Origin of the sequence: Brachybacterium sp. Z12 (assembly GCF_014400405.1) — a bacterium.
Taxonomy (GTDB): domain Bacteria; phylum Actinomycetota; class Actinomycetes; order Actinomycetales; family Dermabacteraceae; genus Brachybacterium.
This window is the reverse complement of the sequence record NZ_CP060496.1, coordinates 2,345,282-2,364,310: the sequence shown is the minus strand read 5'-3', so window position 1 is coordinate 2,364,310 and position 19,029 is coordinate 2,345,282. Positions and strand designations below refer to the sequence as shown.

General features: G+C 71.4%; 12 protein-coding genes and 6 pseudogenes. 10 read left to right on the top strand and 8 right to left on the bottom strand.

What is annotated here, in order from left to right; translation table 11 throughout:
• The first annotated feature begins 11 nt into the window (after positions 1 to 11).
• The 8 genes and pseudogenes from H3H54_RS12510 to H3H54_RS12470 all read left to right on the top strand — a co-directional run bounded on the left by H3H54_RS12510 (position 12) and on the right by H3H54_RS12470 (position 6,459).
• A pseudogene (locus H3H54_RS12510) lies at positions 12 to 1,581 on the top strand (ABC transporter ATP-binding protein).
• Between the two features lie 102 nt (positions 1,582 to 1,683).
• Positions 1,684 to 2,565, top strand: coding sequence for an ABC transporter permease (locus tag H3H54_RS12505; protein WP_262424134.1), 882 nt, complete (start codon positions 1,684 to 1,686; stop codon positions 2,563 to 2,565).
• On the top strand, positions 2,565 to 2,735 hold the full coding sequence (locus tag H3H54_RS12500) for a hypothetical protein (RefSeq protein WP_262424133.1): 171 nt from the start codon (positions 2,565 to 2,567) through the stop codon (positions 2,733 to 2,735). Before H3H54_RS12505 ends, H3H54_RS12500 begins: the two co-directional genes overlap by 1 nt.
• A gap of 7 nt (positions 2,736 to 2,742) precedes the next feature.
• Positions 2,743 to 2,901 (top strand): hypothetical protein, encoded by a 159-nt coding sequence (locus H3H54_RS12495; protein ID WP_262424132.1) that lies wholly within the window; start codon positions 2,743 to 2,745, stop codon positions 2,899 to 2,901.
• On the top strand, positions 2,898 to 3,281 hold the full coding sequence (locus tag H3H54_RS12490; RefSeq protein WP_262424131.1) for a hypothetical protein: 384 nt from the start codon (positions 2,898 to 2,900) through the stop codon (positions 3,279 to 3,281). Before H3H54_RS12495 ends, H3H54_RS12490 begins: the two co-directional genes overlap by 4 nt.
• Positions 3,278 to 4,614 (top strand): annotated as a pseudogene (locus H3H54_RS12485) (ABC transporter permease). Before H3H54_RS12490 ends, H3H54_RS12485 begins: the two are co-directional and overlap by 4 nt.
• Positions 4,615 to 4,627: 13 nt before the next feature.
• Positions 4,628 to 5,071: a cytidine deaminase gene (locus H3H54_RS12475; protein ID WP_262424128.1), complete on the top strand. Its 444-nt coding sequence runs from the start codon at positions 4,628 to 4,630 to the stop codon at positions 5,069 to 5,071.
• 74 nt (positions 5,072 to 5,145) lie between these two features.
• Positions 5,146 to 6,459, top strand: a complete 1,314-nt coding sequence (locus tag H3H54_RS12470; RefSeq protein WP_262424127.1) for a thymidine phosphorylase — start codon at positions 5,146 to 5,148, stop codon at positions 6,457 to 6,459.
• A 74-nt stretch (positions 6,460 to 6,533) separates the two neighbouring features.
• Here H3H54_RS12470 and H3H54_RS12465 read toward each other — a convergent pair whose 3' ends face one another.
• On the bottom strand, positions 6,534 to 7,595 hold the full coding sequence (locus H3H54_RS12465) for an NUDIX domain-containing protein (RefSeq protein ID WP_262424126.1): 1,062 nt from the start codon (positions 7,593 to 7,595) through the stop codon (positions 6,534 to 6,536).
• A gap of 87 nt (positions 7,596 to 7,682) precedes the next feature.
• On the opposite strand from H3H54_RS12465, the gene deoC reads away from it, so the two are divergent.
• Positions 7,683 to 8,348 (top strand): deoxyribose-phosphate aldolase, encoded by a 666-nt coding sequence (gene deoC, locus H3H54_RS12460; RefSeq protein WP_262424125.1) that lies wholly within the window; start codon positions 7,683 to 7,685, stop codon positions 8,346 to 8,348.
• A gap of 193 nt (positions 8,349 to 8,541) precedes the next feature.
• On the opposite strand, the pseudogene H3H54_RS12455 reads toward deoC, so the two are convergent.
• Positions 8,542 to 10,256 (bottom strand): annotated as a pseudogene (locus H3H54_RS12455) (phospho-sugar mutase).
• Positions 10,253 to 11,088, bottom strand: a pseudogene (locus tag H3H54_RS12450) (purine-nucleoside phosphorylase). The pseudogenes H3H54_RS12455 and H3H54_RS12450 overlap by 4 nt, the downstream one beginning before the upstream one ends.
• A 160-nt stretch (positions 11,089 to 11,248) precedes the next feature.
• Here H3H54_RS12450 and H3H54_RS12445 point away from each other — a divergent pair.
• Positions 11,249 to 12,736, top strand: coding sequence for an NAD(P)H-quinone dehydrogenase (locus H3H54_RS12445; RefSeq protein ID WP_262424124.1), 1,488 nt, complete (start codon positions 11,249 to 11,251; stop codon positions 12,734 to 12,736).
• Positions 12,737 to 12,817: 81 nt separating this feature from the next.
• Here the strand turns inward: H3H54_RS12445 and H3H54_RS12440 are convergent.
• From H3H54_RS12440 to H3H54_RS12420, 5 genes and pseudogenes are all read right to left on the bottom strand, one after another.
• Positions 12,818 to 14,598: pseudogene (locus tag H3H54_RS12440) on the bottom strand (acetyl/propionyl/methylcrotonyl-CoA carboxylase subunit alpha).
• Between the two features lie 55 nt (positions 14,599 to 14,653).
• A complete protein-coding gene (locus H3H54_RS12435; RefSeq protein ID WP_262424123.1) occupies positions 14,654 to 15,355 on the bottom strand; it encodes a nucleoside triphosphate pyrophosphatase in 702 nt (233 codons plus the stop codon).
• Complete coding sequence (locus H3H54_RS12430; RefSeq protein ID WP_262424122.1) at positions 15,352 to 17,049, bottom strand: DUF885 domain-containing protein; 1,698 nt, start codon at positions 17,047 to 17,049, stop codon at positions 15,352 to 15,354. Before H3H54_RS12430 ends, H3H54_RS12435 begins: the two co-directional genes overlap by 4 nt.
• Positions 17,050 to 17,143: 94 nt before the next feature.
• Positions 17,144 to 17,437, bottom strand: coding sequence for an acyl-CoA carboxylase epsilon subunit (locus H3H54_RS12425; RefSeq protein WP_262424121.1), 294 nt, complete (start codon positions 17,435 to 17,437; stop codon positions 17,144 to 17,146).
• Positions 17,434 to 19,022: pseudogene (locus H3H54_RS12420) on the bottom strand (acyl-CoA carboxylase subunit beta). The gene H3H54_RS12425 and the pseudogene H3H54_RS12420 overlap by 4 nt, the downstream one beginning before the upstream one ends.
• Positions 19,023 to 19,029: the final 7 nt, after the last annotated feature.

Here is a 19,029-nt window from a genome sequence, read left to right as displayed (position 1 = left end):
AAGCGAGTGCTGTGAAGCTCGAACTGCGCGGGATCACGAAGACCTTCGGGTCGTTCGTGGCCAATGACGCCATCGACCTCATCGTCGAGCCCGGGGAGATCCACTCCCTGCTGGGCGAGAACGGGGCCGGCAAGTCCACCCTGATGAACGTGCTGTACGGGCTGTATCGCCCCGACGGCGGTCAGATCGTGATCGACGGCGAGCCCGTCAGCTTCGCGGACCCCGGAGAGGCGATGGACGCCGGGATCGGCATGGTGCATCAGCACTTCATGCTGGTCCCCGTCTTCACCGTCGCCGAGAACATGGTGCTGGGCCACGAGCCGACCAAGGGCGGTCTGCTCGACCTGGCCGCGGCCAGGAAGCTGGTGCGTGAGATCTCCGCCCGCTTCGGCTTCGACCTGGACCCGGATGCGCTGGTGGAGGACCTCCCCGTCGGCGCACAGCAGCGGGTCGAGATCATCAAGGCCCTCAGCCGCCGCGCCGAGGTCCTCGTGCTGGACGAGCCCACCGCCGTGCTCACCCCTCACGAGACCGACGAGCTGATGGAGATCATGCGTCAGCTGCGCGACGAGGGCACCTCGATCGTGTTCATCACCCACAAGCTCCGCGAGGTCAAGGCGGTCTCCGACCGCATCACCGTGATCCGCCGCGGCAAGGTCGTGGGGAGGCGGATCCCTCCGCGGACCAGGCAGAGCTCGCCTCCCTCATGGTGGGGCGCCAGGTCTCCCTCGCACAGGACAAGGCCGAGGCGAGCCCGGGAGAGGTCGCGCTCAGGGTCACTGACCTGCGCGTCACCGACGTCGCCGGCATCCGTACCCTCGATGATGTCTCCTTCGACGTACGCCACGGAGAGGTGCTCGCGATCGCGGGCGTCCAGGGGAACGGACAGACGGAGGTCACCGAGGCGCTGCTGGGGCTGCAGGAGACCGTGCACGGCTCCGCGACCCTCGAAGGCCGCGAGCTGGTGGGACGCAGCACCAAGCAGGTGCTCGACGCGGGGGTCGGCTTCGTCCCCGAGGACCGCACCCACGACGCCCTGGTCGCCGACTTCTCGGTCGCTGAGAACCTCGTGCTCGATCAGCACGACCGCGCCCCGTACGGCAGCCCGCTGGCAATGTCCCTCAAGGTCATCAAACAGAACGCTCAGAAGCTGATCCCGGAGTTCGACATCCGCACCGGCTCCTCGACCGCCGCGGTCTCCACCCTGTCCGGGGCAATCAGCAGAAGGTCGTCATGGCCCGGGCCCTCAACCGCGAGCTCGCCCTGCTGATCGCCTCCCAGCCCACCCGCGGCGTCGACGTGGGATCGATCGAGTTCCTCCACCGCCGCATCCTCGATGAGCGTGACAAGGGCACCCCCGTGGTGATCGTCTCCACCGAGCTGGACGAGGTCACCCAGCTCGCGGACCGCATCGCCGTGATGTACCGCGGCAAGATCCTGGGGATCGTGCCCGGGGACGAGGACCGCGATGTGCTGGGCCTGATGATGGCCGGATACACCGTCGAGGCCGCCCGTGAGGCGGTCGCCTCCGGAGCCCGGACCGCCGACTCCCAGCTGGCCGACGAAGGAGAGATCACATGAGCACCGTTCGTCGACGAACTGCGAGGAACGAGCGGAAGGAGATGGACGTATGAGCACCGTTCGTCGACGAACTGCGAGGAACGAGCGGAAGGAGATGGACACATGAGCACCGTGACCGAGACCTCCGGCTCCGCTCCCGGCGTCGGGGCAGGAAGCACCGACGCACCACCTCCGCCTGAGCAGAGCGCGGAGACGGCCCTGGCCAGGACGCTGCAGAAGATCGCCCGCGGCGACGTGCTCGTGGTCGTGATGAGCTTCGTGTTCGCCTTCCTGATCGGCTCCGTGCTGATCGTCATCGCCGATCAGGAGGTCCGGGAGACCCTCGGGTACTTCTTCGCCCGGCCCACCGACGCGCTGACCGCCATCTGGCAGTCCGTCACGCAGGCCTATGGCGCGATGTTCCGCGGCGCGATCTTCGACGGGCCCGGCTTCTCCCGGGTCGCGGAGGATGTCCGCGAGGCGGGCGGCTCAGGCACCTATGTGCTGCTGCCCGCGCTCGCCGCAGGTCTGCGCCCCCTGACCGAGACCCTCACCGTCGGCACCCCGCTCATCATCGCGGCGGCGGGCATGGCTGTCAGCTTCCGCGCAGGTTTGTTCAACATCGGCGGCACCGGCCAGCTGATCGTGGGCGCGATGGCTGCGGGCTACGTCGGCTTCAGCGTCGATCTGCCCGTCGTGCTCCATCTCGTGGCGTGCCTGCTCGCAGGCGTCCTCGCCGGTGGCCTCTGGGGCGGGATCGCAGGCTTCCTCAAGGCTCGCTTCGGCGCCAACGAGGTCATCAGCACCATCATGCTGAACTGGATCGCGACCTACCTGCTGTTCTTCGCGCTGAAGACCGCGGCGTTCACCGGTGCGAACCAGTCCCAGCCCACCTCGCCCTCGGTGGGGAGAACGCGGTGCTGCCGCAGCTGCTGGGCAGCGGCTTCCGGCTCCATGCCGGCCTGTTCATCGCCGCCGGCGCCGCAGTGCTGCTGTGGTGGCTGATGAGCCGCTCCACCATCGGCTTCCACTTCCGGGCCGTCGGCTCCAACCCGCGTGCCGCGCAGGTCGCCGGCATCTCCCCGGCCGGACCGCCTTCCTGGTCCTCGCCGTCGCGGGCGCCCTGGTGGGCCTCGCCGGTGCGGTGCACGTGCTGGGCACCGAGCGTCGTCTGACGGAGGGGTGGCCGGCAACATCGGCTTCGACGCGATCACCGTCGCGCTGCTGGGCCGCTCCGGTCCCGTCGGGATCGTCCTGGCCGGCCTGCTGTTCGCGGCGCTGTCCACCGGTGGGCGCTTCATGGAGACCAACCAGGGGTCCCGCTGGACCTGGTCCAGGTGATCCAGGTGCTGGTCGTGCTGTTCATCGCCGCGCCGCCGCTGGTGCGCACCCTGATCGGTCTGCGCCGCATCGACAACCCCGGCGCCGGTGCCCGCGTGCGCCGTGCCCGCCGGGCACGGACCGGCGCCGAGAAGGGTGCCGTCGCCTCGGGCGCCGCCGCGGTGGCCGCAGAGGCCTCCACTGCGTCCTCGCGCACCGGAGCCGGGGAGACGACAGCACCGGCCACCACCGCACCGGACGGTTCTGTGCCCGGCTCCCGGACCGGGTCTGCGTACGAGACCGCGCAGGGAGAGCCGCCAGGGCCTGACCCGGCGGAGGAACCGGGCGGCTCGAGCGAGCCGGGCCAGGGCAGCACCGACGCGCAGGAGGAGGAGCGATGAGCACCGCACCCGTGGTCGTCAAGGACGACTCCGCCGTCCAGAAGACTCTCGACGACATCCGGCCTCACAGCTGGTGGCACCTGCCGGTGACCACGACCGTCATGGGCCTGATCGCCCTGGTGGTCTTCGGACTGCGCGGCATCCCCGGCGTGGAGTCCACCTACGTCCTCGCCCGCGAGGGGGACCTGAACCCGCTGGGCATCGTCCCGGAGCGGATCGCGGTGCCCGCCATGGGCGGAGCCATCGCCCTGTCCATCCTCGCGCTGCTCGCCTCCGTGGGTCTGTGGGTGCTGCACGCCCGCAGCGCGCGTCCGCGCGGCGGAGCTCGGCTGGCCCTGATCGCCGTGTTCGCGGTGGCCTGGATCCTCGCGTTCATGACCTGGGTGATCTCTCAGCGCACGCTCGACGTCACCACGCTGCTGCAGGGCACGATCGTGCTCGCCGTCCCGCTCGCCTTCGGAGCGCTCTCCGGGGTGCTCTCCGAGCGGTCGGGCGTCATCAACATCGCCATCGAGGGGCAGCTGCTGTTCGGTGCGTTCGGGGCGACCCTCGTCGGCTCGATGACCGGGAACGTCTGGATCGGGCTGGCCGCGGCACCGGTGATGGCGCTGATCATGGGCGCGATGCTCGCTCTGTTCGCCGTCGGCTACCAGGTCCAGCAGATCATCGTCGGCGTGGTGCTGAACGTCTTCGCGATCGGCATCACCTCGTTCTTCTTCGGCACCGTCATGCGGGACAACCCCGCGATGTTCAACGCACCGATGCGACTGCCCACGCTGCGCATCCCGCTCTTGGCCGACATCCCCGTGCTGGGGCGAGTGCTGTTCGAACAGAACATCCTGGTCTACCTGATGTGGATCGTCGTCGCAGTGCTCACCATCGCCCTGTTCCGCACCCGCTGGGGCTGCGTGTGCGGGCCGTCGGCGAGCACCCCAAGGCCGCCGACACCGTCGGCATCGCCGTGAACCTCACCCGGTGGAAGAACGTGCTGCTGGGCTCGGCCGTGGCCGGCCTGGGCGGTGCGACGCTGACCATCGGCACCGGCGTGGCCTTCGGCGAGGAGATGTCCGCCGGCAAGGGCTACATCGCCCTGGCCGCGATGATCCTGGGGCGCTACCACCCCGTCGGCGCGCTGCTGGCGGCGCTCACCTTCGCGTTCGCGGACTCGCTCCAGCTGCGCCTGGGCACGATGTCCGCCGCCGAGGGCGGGGTCTCCATCCCCGGCGACTTCCTGCTGATGCTCCCGTACATCGTCGCGCTGTTCGCCGTGGCGGGTGTCGTGGGCAGGGTGCGGGTGCCGGCCGCCAACGGCCAGCCGTACGTGAAGCAGTGAGAGCACCAGGGGCATGAGCACGAGCGAGAGCCCTGCGCAGGGGCAGCCTGGGACCGAGTTCGACGAGCTGCTCGTCGCGGCGCGCGAGATCGCGGAGCGCGCGTACACCCCGTACTCACAGTTCCGGGTGGGCGCGGCCGCATTCACCGAGGACGGGCGGCTGGTGCGCGGCTGCAACGTCGAGAACGCCGGCTACGGCGTCACCCTCTGCGCAGAATGCGGGCTGATCAGCGAGCTGTTCGCCGGCGGCGGCGGACGCCTGCGCCGCTTCGTGTGCGTGGGCGGCGACGCGCGGCTCAGCCGCGAGGAGCGCGGAGTGGTCATGCCCTGCGGCCGCTGCCGCCAGCTGCTCTCCGAGCACGCAGCCCCCGATCTCGTGATCCTGACGCCCGAGGGTCCGCGCACGATGGAAGAGGTCCTGCCCCAGGCTTTCGGCCCCGCAGACCTCCACCCCTGAACTGACCCGCACCGACCGGCCCTGCCCGCAGCGCGCCATGACCGGCGCCGCACCCCGATTCCGAGGAGCACTCCATGACCGACGCCCCCGCAGCCCCCGCCGTCGAACCCTTCGACGTCGTCGACGTGATCCGCGCCAAGCGTGACGGGCACCGGCTCGGCGACGAGCAGATCGACTGGGTGATCGACGCCTACACCCGCGGCGTCGTCGCCGAGCAACAGATGGCGGCGCTGGCGATGGCGATCTTCCTGCGCGGCATGGAGCGCCATGAGATCGCCCGCTGGACCCACGCGATGATCGACAGCGGCGAGCGGATGGACTTCTCCGCGCTGTCCAAGCCCACCACCGACAAGCACTCCACCGGCGGGGTGGGGGACAAGATCACCCTGCCGCTGGCCCCGCTGGTGGCGTCCTACGGGGTGGCGGTCCCGCAGCTGTCCGGCCGCGGGCTCGGCCATACCGGCGGCACCCTCGACAAGCTCGAGGCGATCCCGGGCTGGCGCGCGGACCTCAGCAACGCGGAGATGATGGCCCAGCTCGAGAGCGCGGGCGCCGTGATCTGCGCCGCCGGCTCCGGCCTCGCCCCCGCGGACAAGAAGCTCTACGCGCTGCGCGACATCACCGGCACCGTGGAGGCGATCCCGCTGATCGCGTCCTCGATCATGTCCAAGAAGATCGCCGAGGGCACTGCCGCGCTCACCCTGGACGTCAAGACCGGAGCCGGTGCGTTCATGAAGGACGAGGCCGACGCCCGCGAGCTCGCCAGCACCATGGTCGCGCTCGGCACCGACGCCGGTGTCCGCACCGTCGCCCTGCTGACCGACATGTCCGCGCCGCTGGGACGCACCGCCGGCAACGGTCTCGAGGTGCGCGAGTCGCTCGAGGTCCTCGCCGGCGGCGGACCCGCCGACGTGGTCGAGCTGACCTGCGCCCTGGCCCGCGAGATGCTCGAGGCCGCCGGCGTGCGTGACCCCGACGTCGAGGCCGCGCTCGCCGACGGCCGTGCCATGGATTCCTGGCGCGCGATGATCTCCGCCCAGGACGGCGACGTCGACGCCCCGCTGCCGACCGCGAAGCATGTCGAGGAGATCCATGCGACCGAGGATGGCGTGGTGACCGGACTCGATGCGATGGGTGTCGGGGTGTCCGCGTGGAGGCTCGGAGCCGGCCGCTCCCGTCCCGGCGAGGCCGTGCAGGCCGCGGCCGGGGTCGAGATCGAGGCGCACATCGGTGACCGGGTCCGGGCCGGTGACGTCCTCGCTCGCCTGCACACCGACACCGCTGAGCGCATGCCCCGCGCGATCGAGGCGATCACGGGGTCCTGGACCCTCGCCGCTCCCGGCACCGCGGTCCCCGCACGGAAGATCGTGAAGGACCGCATCGCCTGAGGGAGACCGTCCCACTCTGCGACGGCGCCGGGCTCCCACGGGAGCCCGGCGCCGTCCATCGTCGGGGCCGGCGCTTAGCGGATGCGCAGCGCCGGCAGGATGTGCTGGACCATCAGCGGAGCGAGCCGTGCGCCGGTCCCCGGAGCATCGATATCGACCCAGCGGTGATCGGCGAGCTCGGCGCGTACGACGAGGTTCTCGGGCAGGGGAGCATGGGTGGTCCAGACCGTGGAGCGGACCAGCGTGTTCGGCTCGTTGGCCGCGCTCGCCTCGAAATCACCCAGCAGCGAGAGGTCCTCGCGCGCGAGCTGCACACCGAGCTCCTCCTCCACCTCCCGCACCGCAGCCTCGAGCGCGCTCTCGCCCGGCTCGAGCTTCCCACCGACCTGCATGTAGGTGCCTGTGCCGCGCTTGCGCACCGCCAGCACCTCGGTCCCGTGCGCGGTCTCACGCAGGAAGCACACCGCGGTGATCCGCAGGATCGCGGGACGCGGGGAGCGGGCGCGCAGGTGCTGCTCGGCCTCAGCGCAGCCGGTCAGGTGCCGGACCCGCCTCGTGCCCCGGTGGAGGCCCTCAGGGCGCATCCCTGCGGACATCCAGCGCGCGATATCGGCACGCTGCGCACGCGCCAGCGACCAACCGCGCCACAGCAGCGTGTGCGGCGGCTTGCGACGCTCACTCAGGTCGCGTGCCAGCCTCAGCGCGAACACCACGGGCACAGGACGACGCAGCACGATCGCATCGGCGAGCAGACCGGCTGCCGAGAGCGGCCCGATCAGCTCGGCGGCGAAGATGCCCTCGGCGATGAGCAGCGGGGCGTCCCCGGTCTCCAGCCGGCGCATCCCTTGGCGGCGGGAGTCCGAGATCGAGTAGACCGGCACCTCGGCGGCGCCGTCGTGCGCGAGGGAGATGAGCGCCTCGAGCGCGGCTCCCGCGTCCCAGGAAGCGGGATCGTCCCAGTCCACGATGCCGTAGCGACGTGGCAGCCCGGGCTCGTCGAGATCGCGGTAGAACTCGTCCAGCGCGAGCACCGGCAGACCGGAGCGGCGCGAGAGCTCGCCCTTCCCGCTCCCTGACGGGCCGACCAGCAGGATGATCTGACGCGGGGCGCGGGGGCGATGCGGGGAGGAGGTCACGGCCGTCCAGTCTAGGACAGCACCGTCGTGACCGGATCGATGCCGCTGCGGATGCGCGGGACCCCACCGCTCTGCCAGGATCTGACCATGACCACTCTCGATCGCGACCAGCTCGCCTCCCTCATCGACCACACCCTGCTCAAGCCCGAGGCCACCTCGGCCGACGTCGCCGCGCTCGCGCGCGAGGCCGAGGAGCTGGGCACCTACTCCATCTGCGTCTCGCCCTCGATGCTCCCGGTCGAGACCACCGTCAAGGTCGCCACGGTGTGCGGCTTCCCCTCCGGGCAGCACGCCTCCGCGATCAAGGCCGCAGAGGCCGCCGATGCCGCGGCCAAGGGCGTGGACGAGGTGGACATGGTGATCAACGTGGGGCTCGCCCGCGCCGGCGAGTTCGCCGCCGTGGAAGAGGACATCCGCGCCGTGCGCGAGGCCGCCCCGGCGCCGGTGCTGCTCAAGGTGATCATCGAATCCGCCGCCCTCACCGACGAGCAGATCGTCGCCGTCTGCGAGGGCGCCGAGCGGGCCGGCGCCGACTTCGTGAAGACCTCCACCGGATTCCACCCCACCGGCGGTGCCACCGAGCACGCCGTGCAGCTCATGCGCAGGACTGTCGGGGATCGGCTCGGAGTGAAGGCCTCCGGCGGGATCCGCACCCGTGAGGCTGCCGAGTCGATGGTCGCCGCAGGTGCCAGCCGGCTGGGGCTGTCCTCCTCGAGGGCGATCCTCGAGGGCGGCACCGGCTCCGGGTACTGACCGATGAGCACCGCGCCCGTGAAGGCCGTGTACCGGTGCTCGCGGGGGTGATCACCGTCGCTTCGCTGCTGCTCGCGGCCGTCTCGACCGCCGTCGCCGCCAGGTCGCTTCGCAGCGCACAGGGGTGAGGCCGGGCCGTGTGCCCGGCTCCGGGGCCGACCCCTTCCGGGGCTGGGCCGGAGCCGGGGCAGGCTCAGGCGGCGCCGAGCACGAGGCGCAGCTCCTGCTTGAGCGCGTCCAGGCGCTCGTCGGCGATCCGACGGATCTCGCCGATCTGGGTCGGGGAGCTTCCCTCAGTGATCTCTGCGACCACCTCGAGGTAGCACTTGAGCTTCGGCTCGGTGCCGGAGGGGCGCACCACCACGCGGGTGTCGTCCTCGCTCAGCAGCAGCACCCCCTCGGTGGGCGGGAGCCCGGTGGTCTCCACCGCACCCTGTGAGAGGTCCTCGTTCGAGACCACCGCCGAGCCCAGCAGGGTCGTGGGAGGCGCCGCCCGCAGCCGTTCCATCATCGTGCCGATCAGTGACAGGTCATCGACCCGGATCGACAGCTGCGAGGTCGAGAACAGGCCGTGCGTCGCAGCGAGCTCGTCGAGCCGGTCGATCAGCGTGGTGCCCGCCGCCCTCGCCTCCGCCGCCATCTCGGCGACCATCAGTGCCGTGGAGAGGCCGTCCTTGTCGCGCACCACCTCCGGGAGGACGCAGTAGCCGATCGCCTCCTCGTAGCCGAAGACGATGCCGGGTGCCCGGGCGATCCACTTGAAGCCCGTCAGCGTGGCCGCAGCCTCGAGCCCCGCATCCTCAGCGACCCTGCTCAGCCAGCGGCTGGAGACGATCGAGCGGGCCAGGGTGCCGCGGTATCCGTGGCGCCGCACGAGGTGATCGCCCAGCAGCACGCCCAGCTCGTCACCCGTCAGCATCCGCCATCCGCCCAGGTGCGGGTCGAGCACGGCGGCTGCGCAGCGGTCGGCATCGGGATCGTTCGCGATCACCACATCGGCCTCGACCGTGCGGGCCAGTTCGAGCGCCAGGTCGATCGCGCCGGGCTCCTCGGGGTTCGGGAACGCGACGGTGGGGAAATCGGGATCCGGGTCCGCCTGCTTCGCCACCGTGTGCACCTCGGTGAAGCCGCAGCGATGCAGCGCCGCCAGCGCCGTCCTGGTGCCGACCCCGTGCATCGCGGTGTGCACGATCCGCACCTCGCGCGGACCGTTCGGATCGGGGAGCGCGCAGATCGCCTCGAGGTAGCGCTCGTGCAGCTGATCGTCCAGCAGCTCCCAGCCCGCCTCGGCGACGGGGATCCCGCGCACCGGGCCGACGGCCCCGATGCGTGCCGCGATCTGTCCGTCCGAGGGCGGCACGATCTGCACTCCCCGGCCCTCGTGACCGGCGGCGCGACCGCCGAGGTAGACCTTGTAGCCGTTGTCCTCCGGGGGTTGTGGGAGGCGGTCACCACGATGCCGGCGTCGGCCTCGAGGTGCCGGACGCCGAAGGCCACCAGGGGAGTGGGGGCGTAGGTCTCCAGCAGCGTCACCCGGCAGCCGGCGGCGGTCATGATCGCGGCGGAGCGGTGGGCGAAGTCGCGGGAGTTGTAGCGGGCGTCGTAGCCGATGACCACCAGCGGAGCGGCCAGGCCGAGATCTCCCAGCAGGTGGTCGGCGAGGCCGCGGGCGGCACGGGAGACGACGGCGAGGTTCATCCGGTTCGGGCCCGGCGCCATCCTGCCGCGCAGCCCGGCGGTGCCGAACTGGAGATCGGCGGAGAAGGCGTCGACGATCTCCTCGAGCGCGACCGCACTGCCCGCTTCCGCCTGCTCGAGCAGGCTCTCGAGCGCGGCTCGCGTGGCGGGGTCGGGATCATCCTGGATCCAGTCCTGGACCCGGACTCGCAGCGCGGTGTCCACGCTCATGCCGCGCTGCCCGTGCCGCCCGTGATGCGGCGGACGGTCTCGGCGAGCAGGCGGGAGATGCGAGGGCCGGCGTCACGGCCCGCCTCGAGCACCTCTTCGTGGCTGAGCGCCTCTCCGCTGATCCCGGCTGCGAGGTTGGTGACCAGGGAGATCCCCAGCAGGTCCATGCCCGCCTCACGGGCCGCGATCGCCTCGATCGCGGTGGACATGCCCACCAGGTCCGCGCCGACGGCCCTGGCCATCTGCACTTCGGCAGGAGTCTCGTAGCTGGGGCCGGAGAACTGCATGTACACGCCCTCGTCGAGGCTCGGATCGACCTCATGCGCGATCTGCCGCAGCGCCGGGGTGTACAGATCGGTGAGATCCACGAAGTTCGCGCCCACCAGGGAGTGGCACCGGTGAAGTTGATCTGGTCGCGGATCAGCACCGGCGTTCCAGGGGCCCAGGCCGGGTCGATCCCGCCGCAGCCGTTGGTCAGGACCATCGTGCGGGCGCCGGTCGCCGCCGCGGTGCGCACACCGTGCACGACGGCGTCCACGCCTGCGCCCTCGTAGAAGTGCGTCCGGGCACCGAGCACGAGCGCGCGGGCACCGGTGCTCTCGACACGGATCGAGCGCAGCGTGCCGACATGGCCGGCGACCGCGGGCGGCCGGAAGCCGGGGATCGTGGTCGCGTCGGCCTGCCAGACGGTCTCGCCGAGGAGGTCCGCGGCGCCGGCCCACCCTGAGCCCAGCACCAGGGCGAGATCGTGGGCGGGGACCCCGCTGGCCTCGGCGATCGTGGCGGCGGCGTCACGGGCGAGCTGGTACGGATCGGATGCGGTAGCAGTCATGGACCGAAGGTAGCGCAGAGAGGCCCGCCCCGTGCTCCGACAGCGGGAGGACACGGCGCGGCACGGGGCACATCACGGTCCGATGCGCTGGCCGCCGATGCGGTGCGGGGCAACGGCCGGAACCGGCCCCCGACCGGCTGGGCTTTGTCACAATGGCAGGGTGAGTGATCCCAGCACTGCCCTGCCCTCCGACTCGCGACGAGTCACCAGCGCCGGTGACCGTCCCCGCGTCGTGATCGTCGGCGGCGGGCCCGGCGGCTACGAGGCCGCATTGACCGCCGCCCGCCACGGCGCCGCGACCGCCCTGATCGAGGAGCGCGGCCTCGGGGGAGCAGCCGTCCTGACCGACGTGGTCCCCTCCAAGACCCTGATCGCCACGGCCGACGTCCTCGATCAGGTCGCCGGCTCCCAGCAGCTCGGCATCCGCGACGCCGACACCGGCGCCGCCCCGACCGCTCACACCCTGAACGTGGACCTCGCCGCGGTCAACAGGCGGGTCCGCGACCTCGCGGCGGCGCAGTCCACGGACATCCGCGCGAGCCTGCTCGAGGCCGGGGTCGAGCTGATCGACGGCTACGGCCGCCTCGACGGACCGGACCGGGTCGAGGTCCTCGACGGCGCGGGGCAGCAGATCGGGCAGCACGAGGCCGACGTGATCCTGCTGTCCGTCGGCGCCCGGCCGCGAGAGCTCGACAGCGCGCCCTGCGACGGCGAGCGGATCCTGAACTGGACCCAGCTGTACGAGCTCGACCACCTGCCCGAACGCCTGATCGTCGTCGGCTCCGGCGTGACAGGGGCCGAGTTCGCGAGCGCCTACCGGGCGCTGGGCAGCGAGGTCACCCTGGTCTCCTCCCGCGAGAAGGTGCTGCCCGGCACCGACGGGGACGCCGCCGACGTGCTCGAGGACGCCTTCGCGCGCCGCGGCGTCACCGTCCGCTCCCGCTCCCGCGCCGCGACCGCCCGGCGCACCGACGACGGCGTGGTCGTGACCCTGACCAGCGGCGAGGAGATCGCCGGGAGTCATGTCCTGATCGCGATCGGAGGGGTCCCCTGGACCGCGGACCTCGGGCTGTGGACGGCAGGGGTGCGAGTGAAGGAGTCCGGCCACATCGAGACCGACAGGGTCTCCCGCACCTCGGTGCGCGGGATCTACGCCGCCGGTGACTGCACCGGGGTGTACCCGCTCGCCTCCGTCGCCGCGATGCAGGGCCGGATCGCGATGCATCACGCCCTGGGGGACGCGGTCTCCCCGCTGATCGCGGCGCAGGTCTCCTCGGCCATCTTCACCAGCCCGGAGATCGCCGTGGTCGGCGTCAGCGAGCAGGAGGTGCTCAGCGGCGAGACGTCCGGCGAGGTGCTGGTGCTGGGGCTGGACACCAATCCGCGGGCGAAGATGCAGGGGATCACCGAAGGGTTCGTGAAGCTCATCGTGCGGCCCGGTTCACACACCGTGATCGGCGCGGTCGTCGTCGCCCCGCGGGCCAGCGAGCTGATCCTGCCCTACACCCTCGCCGTCGCCCACCGCCTCACCGCCGAACAGGTCGCCGGCACGTTCACCATCTATCCCTCGCTGACGGGATCGCTGGCCGAGGTGGCCAGGCGGCAGGTGCTCGACTCCCAGGACCGAGCAGCGCCCCCACAGCGATGAGCGCCCTGTTCCCCGGGGAGGGGAACAAGGCGCTCATCATGGGCGAGCAGCGAGGGCTGCGGGTGAGCTCTCGGCCTGCGCTCAGTCCTCGATCTGGCAGAGCACGGCGCCGGCCGAGACCGTCGCACCGATCTCCGCGTTCAGCGACGTGACGACGCCGGAGCGATGCGCGGTGATCGGCTGCTCCATCTTCATCGCCTCGAGGACGACCAGCAGATCGCCGTCGGCGACGGTCTGCCCCTCTTCGGCGACGACCTTCACGATCGTGCCCTGCATCGGGGCGGAGACGGCGTTGCCGCCGGCGACGGCGCTCTCACCAGCTCCGCGATGCTGGCGCTTGCGGCGCTGGCGCACGGCGGCCTGCGGGGCGCGCAGGGAGGCGGGGAGACTGATCTCGACCTTCCGCCCATCGACCTCGACCACCACCGACTCGCGATCCTCGGGCTCGTCGGGCTGGGAGGGCAGCGCAGCGGCGGGCAGATCGTTGTCGAACTCGGTCTCGATCCACCGCGTGTGCACCGAGAAGGGCTGATCGACATCCGCGGGGGCGAAGGCCGGGTCCTCGACCACCCTGCGGTGGAAGGGCAGGACCGTCGGGATCCCCTCGATCCGGAACTCGGCCAGCGCACGGCGGGAGCGCTCGAGCGCCTCCTGGCGGGTGGCACCGGTGACGATGAGCTTGGCGAGCATGGAATCGAACGCCCCGGAGATCTCGTCCCCGGCACGCACCCCGGACTCGATGCGGACGCCGGGCCCGGAGGGCACCTCGTAGCGCTGGATCTTCCCGGGGGCGGGCATGAAGCCGCGGCCCGGGTCCTCGCCGTTGATGCGGAACTCGAAGGAGTGGCCCCGCACGACAGGGTCCTGTTCGCTGACGCGCTCGCCGGCGGCGATGCGCAGCTGCTCTCGCACCAGGTCCACGCCCGCGATCTCCTCGGAGACCGGGTGCTCGACCTGGAGGCGGGTGTTGACCTCGAGGAAGGAGATGGTGCCGTCCTTGCCGACCAGGAACTCGCAGGTGCCGGCACCGATGTAGCCGGCCTCACGCATGATCGCCTTCGAGGACGAGATGAGCTGGGCGTTCTGCTGAGCGGACAGGAAGGGGGCGGGCGCCTCTTCGACCAGCTTCTGGTGGCGGCGCTGCAGCGAGCAGTCGCGGGTGGAGACGACCTGGACGTTGCCGTACGCATCGGCGAGGCACTGGGTCTCGACGTGGCGGGGGAGTCGAGGTAACGCTCCACGAAGCATTCGCCGCGACCGAAGGCCGCAGTGGCCTCGCGGACGGCGGAGTCGAACAGCTCGCGGACCTCGGACTCCTCACGGGCGACCTTCAGGCCGCGCCCACCGCCGCCGAAGGCGGCCTTGATCGCGATCGGCAGTCCGTGCTCGCGCGCGAAGTCCACGACCTCGTCGGAGCTCTGGACCGGATCCTTGGTGCCCGCGACGAGCGGGGCGCCGGCCTTCTGCGCGATGTGGCGGGCGGAGACTTTGTCCCCGAGCTTCTCGATCGCCTCCGGCGGCGGGCCGATCCAGGTCAGCCCGGCGTCGATGACGGCCTGGGCGAAGTCTGCGCGCTCGGAGAGGAAGCCGTACCCGGGATGGATCGCGTCGGCCCCGGAGCGGTGCGCGATGTCCAGGATCTTGTCGACCACGAGGTAGGAGCTGGCGGCCGTCGAGCCGCCCAGCGCGTATGCCTCGTCAGCGACCTGCGTGTGCAGGGCGTCGCGGTCAGGATCGGCGTAGACGGCGACCGAGCGGAGCCCGGCGTCCCGGCAGGCTCGTGCGACCCGCACCGCGATCTCTCCACGGTTGGCGATGAGCACCGTGGACAGCGGGCGGGGCTTGGAGGAGCGTGCGGGCATGGGCGATGGTTCCTTCCGGGAGTTCAGCAGTGGTCGAGTCTAGTACCGAGGGCGCTCAGTCGGTGCCAGGGCCCGCGGGGGCCTCGGGACCGTCCCCGGACCACAGCTGGTGGACCCCGAGCCCGATCTCCGCCAGCAGGCGACGCAGCAGCGGAAGGGAGAGCCCGACCACAGTGTGGTGGTCGCCCGCGATGCGCTCGATGAAAGGGCCGGCCATCCCGTCGATCGCGAAGCCGCCGGCCAGGCCGAGGGGCTCGCCGGTGGCGATGTAGGCGTCGATCTCCTCCTCGCTGAGATCGGCGAAGGTCACCTCGCAGCTCGCGGTCGCGCCGAAGGTCGCACCGGTGCCGCCGTCCTCCACATCGCGGTCGTCCACCAGCCAGTGCCCGGAATGGAGCACACCGGTGCGGCCGCGCATCGTCAGCCAGCGGTCCCGTGCACGCTCCGGGGTGTGCGGCTTGCCGATGACCTCGCCGTCGAGCTCGAGCATCGAGTCGCAGCCGAGCACCACGTAGCCGCCGTCGCTGCGAGCGGTCGCGGCCTGCGCCTTCTCCCGGGCCAGCAGCAGCACCTCGTCGGCGGCGTCGAGCTCCTCCGCGGCGTCGAGCGCGGCATCGCGCGCTCGGGCGAGGATCGACTTCTCGTCGAGATCGACGGGAAGCACGGAGTGCTCGATCCGGGCTCCGTCCAGGACGGCGCGCCGGCCCTGGGAGGCGGAGGCGAGCAGCAGCAGCGGGTCATGGTCGGGTGCGGTCATCGCAGGGCCTCCTCGAGGACGGAGAGCGGGAGGCTGCCCAGAGCGAGGGCATCCCGGTGGAAATCGCGGGCGGTGGAAGAGGTGTCGGCACGCAGCTGCTCCCAGACCCGCTGCCCGAGCTTGTAGGACGGCGCCTGTCCGGGCCAGCCCAGGTACCGGTTGAGCTCGAAACGCTGCTCGGCCTCGGTGACGCCCCAGTGGGCGCTCATGAAGTCCCAGGCCTTCTCGACGCTCCAGGCACCGCCTGCGGAGCCGGCCAGGCCCTCCGGCATCGGCAGCCCGCAGTGCAGGCCGATGTCGAGCACGACACGGCCGGCGCGGAGACGCTGCGCGTCGAGCATTCCCAGCCGGTCGCCGTCATCGGAGAGGTGGCCGAGCTGCTCCATCAGCCGCTCGGCGTACAGCGCCCATCCCTCGCCGTGGCCGGAGACCCAGCACATCAGTGCGCGCCAGCGGTTCAGCGTGCTGGCCTGCATGGTCTGCGTGCCCACCTGGAGGTGATGGCCGGGCACACCCTCGTGGTAGACGGTGGTGGTCTCCAGCCAGGTGCGGAACTCGGTGGTGCCGTGCGGCACGTCCCACCACATGCGGCCGGGACGGGTGAGGTCCTCGCTGGGGCCGGTGTAGTAGATGCCGCCGGAGCCGGTGGTGGCGATGCGGCATTCGAGCCGGCGCAGCGGTTCGGGGATGTCGAAGTGGGTGCCGGCGAGCTCATCGATCGCGCGGTCGCTGAGATCCTGCATCCACGCCTGCAGCGCGTCGGTGCCGTGCAGCACCCGGGCCGGGTCGGAGTCCAGCGCCTGCTTCGCGGCTTCGACGGAGCGTCCGCCGCCGTTGCCGGCGGCCTCGTTGATGCGGGAGGCGACGTCCTCCTGCTCGGTGACGATCGCGCGGAGCTCCTCGATGCCCCAGGCGTAGGTCTCGTCGATGTCGATCGAGGTGCCCAGGAAGGTGCGGGAGGCGAGCCCGTAGGCGTCGCGGCCGACGGCGTCGTGCTCGGGAGCGCGGGGTGCGAGGGCCTCGAGCTGGTCGGCGAGGTCGAGGTAGCCGCGAGCGGCGATGCGTGCCGCCTCGCTCACCCGTGCGCGCTGGGCGTCATCGCCCACCGCATCGCGGGCGAAGGCGGTGAAGAAGCCGTCCTCGGCGGCAAAGCCGCGGGCCTGTTCGGCGCCCAGCAGCAGCTGGCGGCGTGAGGAGACCGTTCCGTGCTCGGCGGCCTCGTGCAGCGACTCGGCCCAGCTGTCGAGCGAGCGCGGCATCGCGGCCATGCGCTGTGCGATGACCTGCCAGTCCTCGGCGGTGTCGGTGGGCATCTGGTCGAGGATGTCGCGGGACTGCAGGGGCGAGGCGAGGTTGTTGACCGCTGCGATGTCCAGGCGCTGCTCGGCACGCTCGATCTCGAGCCCCAGCCGTTCGGTGAGCGCGGCCCGCGTGACCGTGTCCACCGCATCCTGGTCCGGCACCTCGGCGGTGCGGGCCAGCAGGGTGCGGGCGGCGTCGGTGCGCTCGGCGACCGCGGCGGGGGAGTAGTCGGTGGCCTCGGTGTCGTGGCCGGGGACGCCGAGGCCGGTGGCCAGGTAGGGATCGAGCCGGGCGCTGAGATCGACGTACTCGTCGGCGAGACGGTCCAGCGCCGTGGCAGCCCGGGCGCTGTCGTGCGCGCTCAGCGGCGATTCAGAGGGTGTGATCGGCATGACGGCGAGTCTACGGGCGGCGATGCTCCGCTGGCAGCGGCGGATCATTCGTCACGGTCAGCGCCGGGAGCACTTCCCTGCAGAGGGGCCCGGGTCAGCGGTCGGAGAACTGCCAGGCGGCTGCAGAGGGCAGGCCGCGCAGGCCGTGCGCACGAGGATGGCAGTGCACGGGATCGCTCCACGCACCCGCTCCGGCGGCGAGGCCTTCGGCGAGAAGACGCTCATCCGCCTCGAGGCGGCTGGTGACGCTCATGGCGGAGACGACCACCGCAATCGCGGCGAGCTCCTCATCGCGCAGATGCCCCTTCACCAGACGCACGTCAGAGGGCCGCAGGACCGCCTCGGCCTCGGCGGTGCTGTTCCGTGCCGGACCGGCTGCCGCGCTCACAGCGGGATGTTCCCGTGCTTCTTGGTGGGCAGGGTGTCGCGCTTGGTGCGCAGGGCGCGCAGGGCCCGGGCGACCTCCAGCCGCGTGTCTGCGGGGCGGATCACGCCGTCGATCCAGCCGCGCTCGGCGGCGGTGTACGGGGTGGCGAACTGCTCCTCGTACGCGGCCTCGTGCTGCTTCCGTGCGGCCTCGACGTCCCCGCCCTGCTCAGCGACCTGACGCAGGTCGCTGCGGTGGAGGATGTTCACCGCGCCCTGGGAGCCCATCACCGCGATCTGGGCGGTGGGCCAGGCGAGATTGATGTCCGCGCCGAGCTCCTTGGAGCCCATCACGATGTAGGCACCGCCGTAGGCCTTGCGGGTGATCACGGTGATCAGCGGGACCGTCGCCTCGGCGTATGCGTACAGCAGCTTCGCGCCGCGGCGGATGATGCCGCCGTACTCCTGGTCGGTGCCGGGGAGGAAGCCGGGCACGTCCACGAAGGTCAGCACCGGGATGTTGTTCGCATCGCACAGGCGCACGAAGCGCGCAGCCTTCTCGGAGGCGTCGATGTCCAGGGTGCCTGCCAGGTGCGAGGGCTGGTTGGCGATGATGCCCACGCTGTACCCCTCGACACGGCCGAAGCCCACCATGATGTTCTGGGCGAACAGCGGCTGGACCTCGAGGAATTCCTCGTCGTCGAGCACCGCCCGCAGCACCGTGAGCATGTCGTAGGGCTGGTTGGGCGAGTCCGGGACCAGGGTGTCCAGGGCGGTGTCCGCCGGGGTGTGGTCCTCCTCGAGCGGCACCGGGAACGAGGGAGCCGGGCTCAGCGTGTTCGACGGCAGGTAGCTCAGCAGATCCTTGACGTACTCGATGGCCTCGGCCTCATCGGGTGCCATGTAATGGGCGACCCCGGAGCGGGTGGAGTGGGTGCGGGCACCGCCCAGCTCCTCGAAGCCGACGTCCTCGCCGGTGACGGTCCGGATCACGTCGGGGCCGGTGATGAACATGTGCGAGGTCTTCTCGACCATGACGATGATGTCGGTCAGCGCCGGGGAGTAGACGGCCCCGCCCGCGGCCGGACCCATGATCAGGGAGATCTGGGGGATGACGCCGGAGGCGCGGGTGTTGCGCTTGAAGATCCCGGCGAACATGGCGAGCGAGGCCACACCCTCCTGGATGCGGGCCCCGCCGCCGTCGAGGATCCCGATGATCGGCACCCCCGTGCTCAGCGCGAGGTCCTGGATCTTCTGGATCTTGCGACCGTGGGCCTCGCCGAGGGAACCGCCGAAGACGGTGAAGTCCTGGGAGTACACGCACACCTGGCGGCCGTCGATCGTGCCGTAGCCGGTGACGATGCCGTCACCGTCGGGGCGCTTGCGATCGATGCCGAAGCTGCGGGCCTGATGGCGCACGAAGCGATCGGTCTCGACGAAGGAGCCGTCGTCCAGCAGATCCGTGATCCGTTCCCGGGCCGTCTTCTTCCCCGGGCGTGCTGCTTCTGGACCGCCAGCTCATCGGCTGCGGAGACCGCGGCGGCGTCACGCTCGCGCAGGTCCTCGAGTCGCTGGGCGGTGGTGAGCGGCCGCGGGGCGTCGGTCACGGAGCCT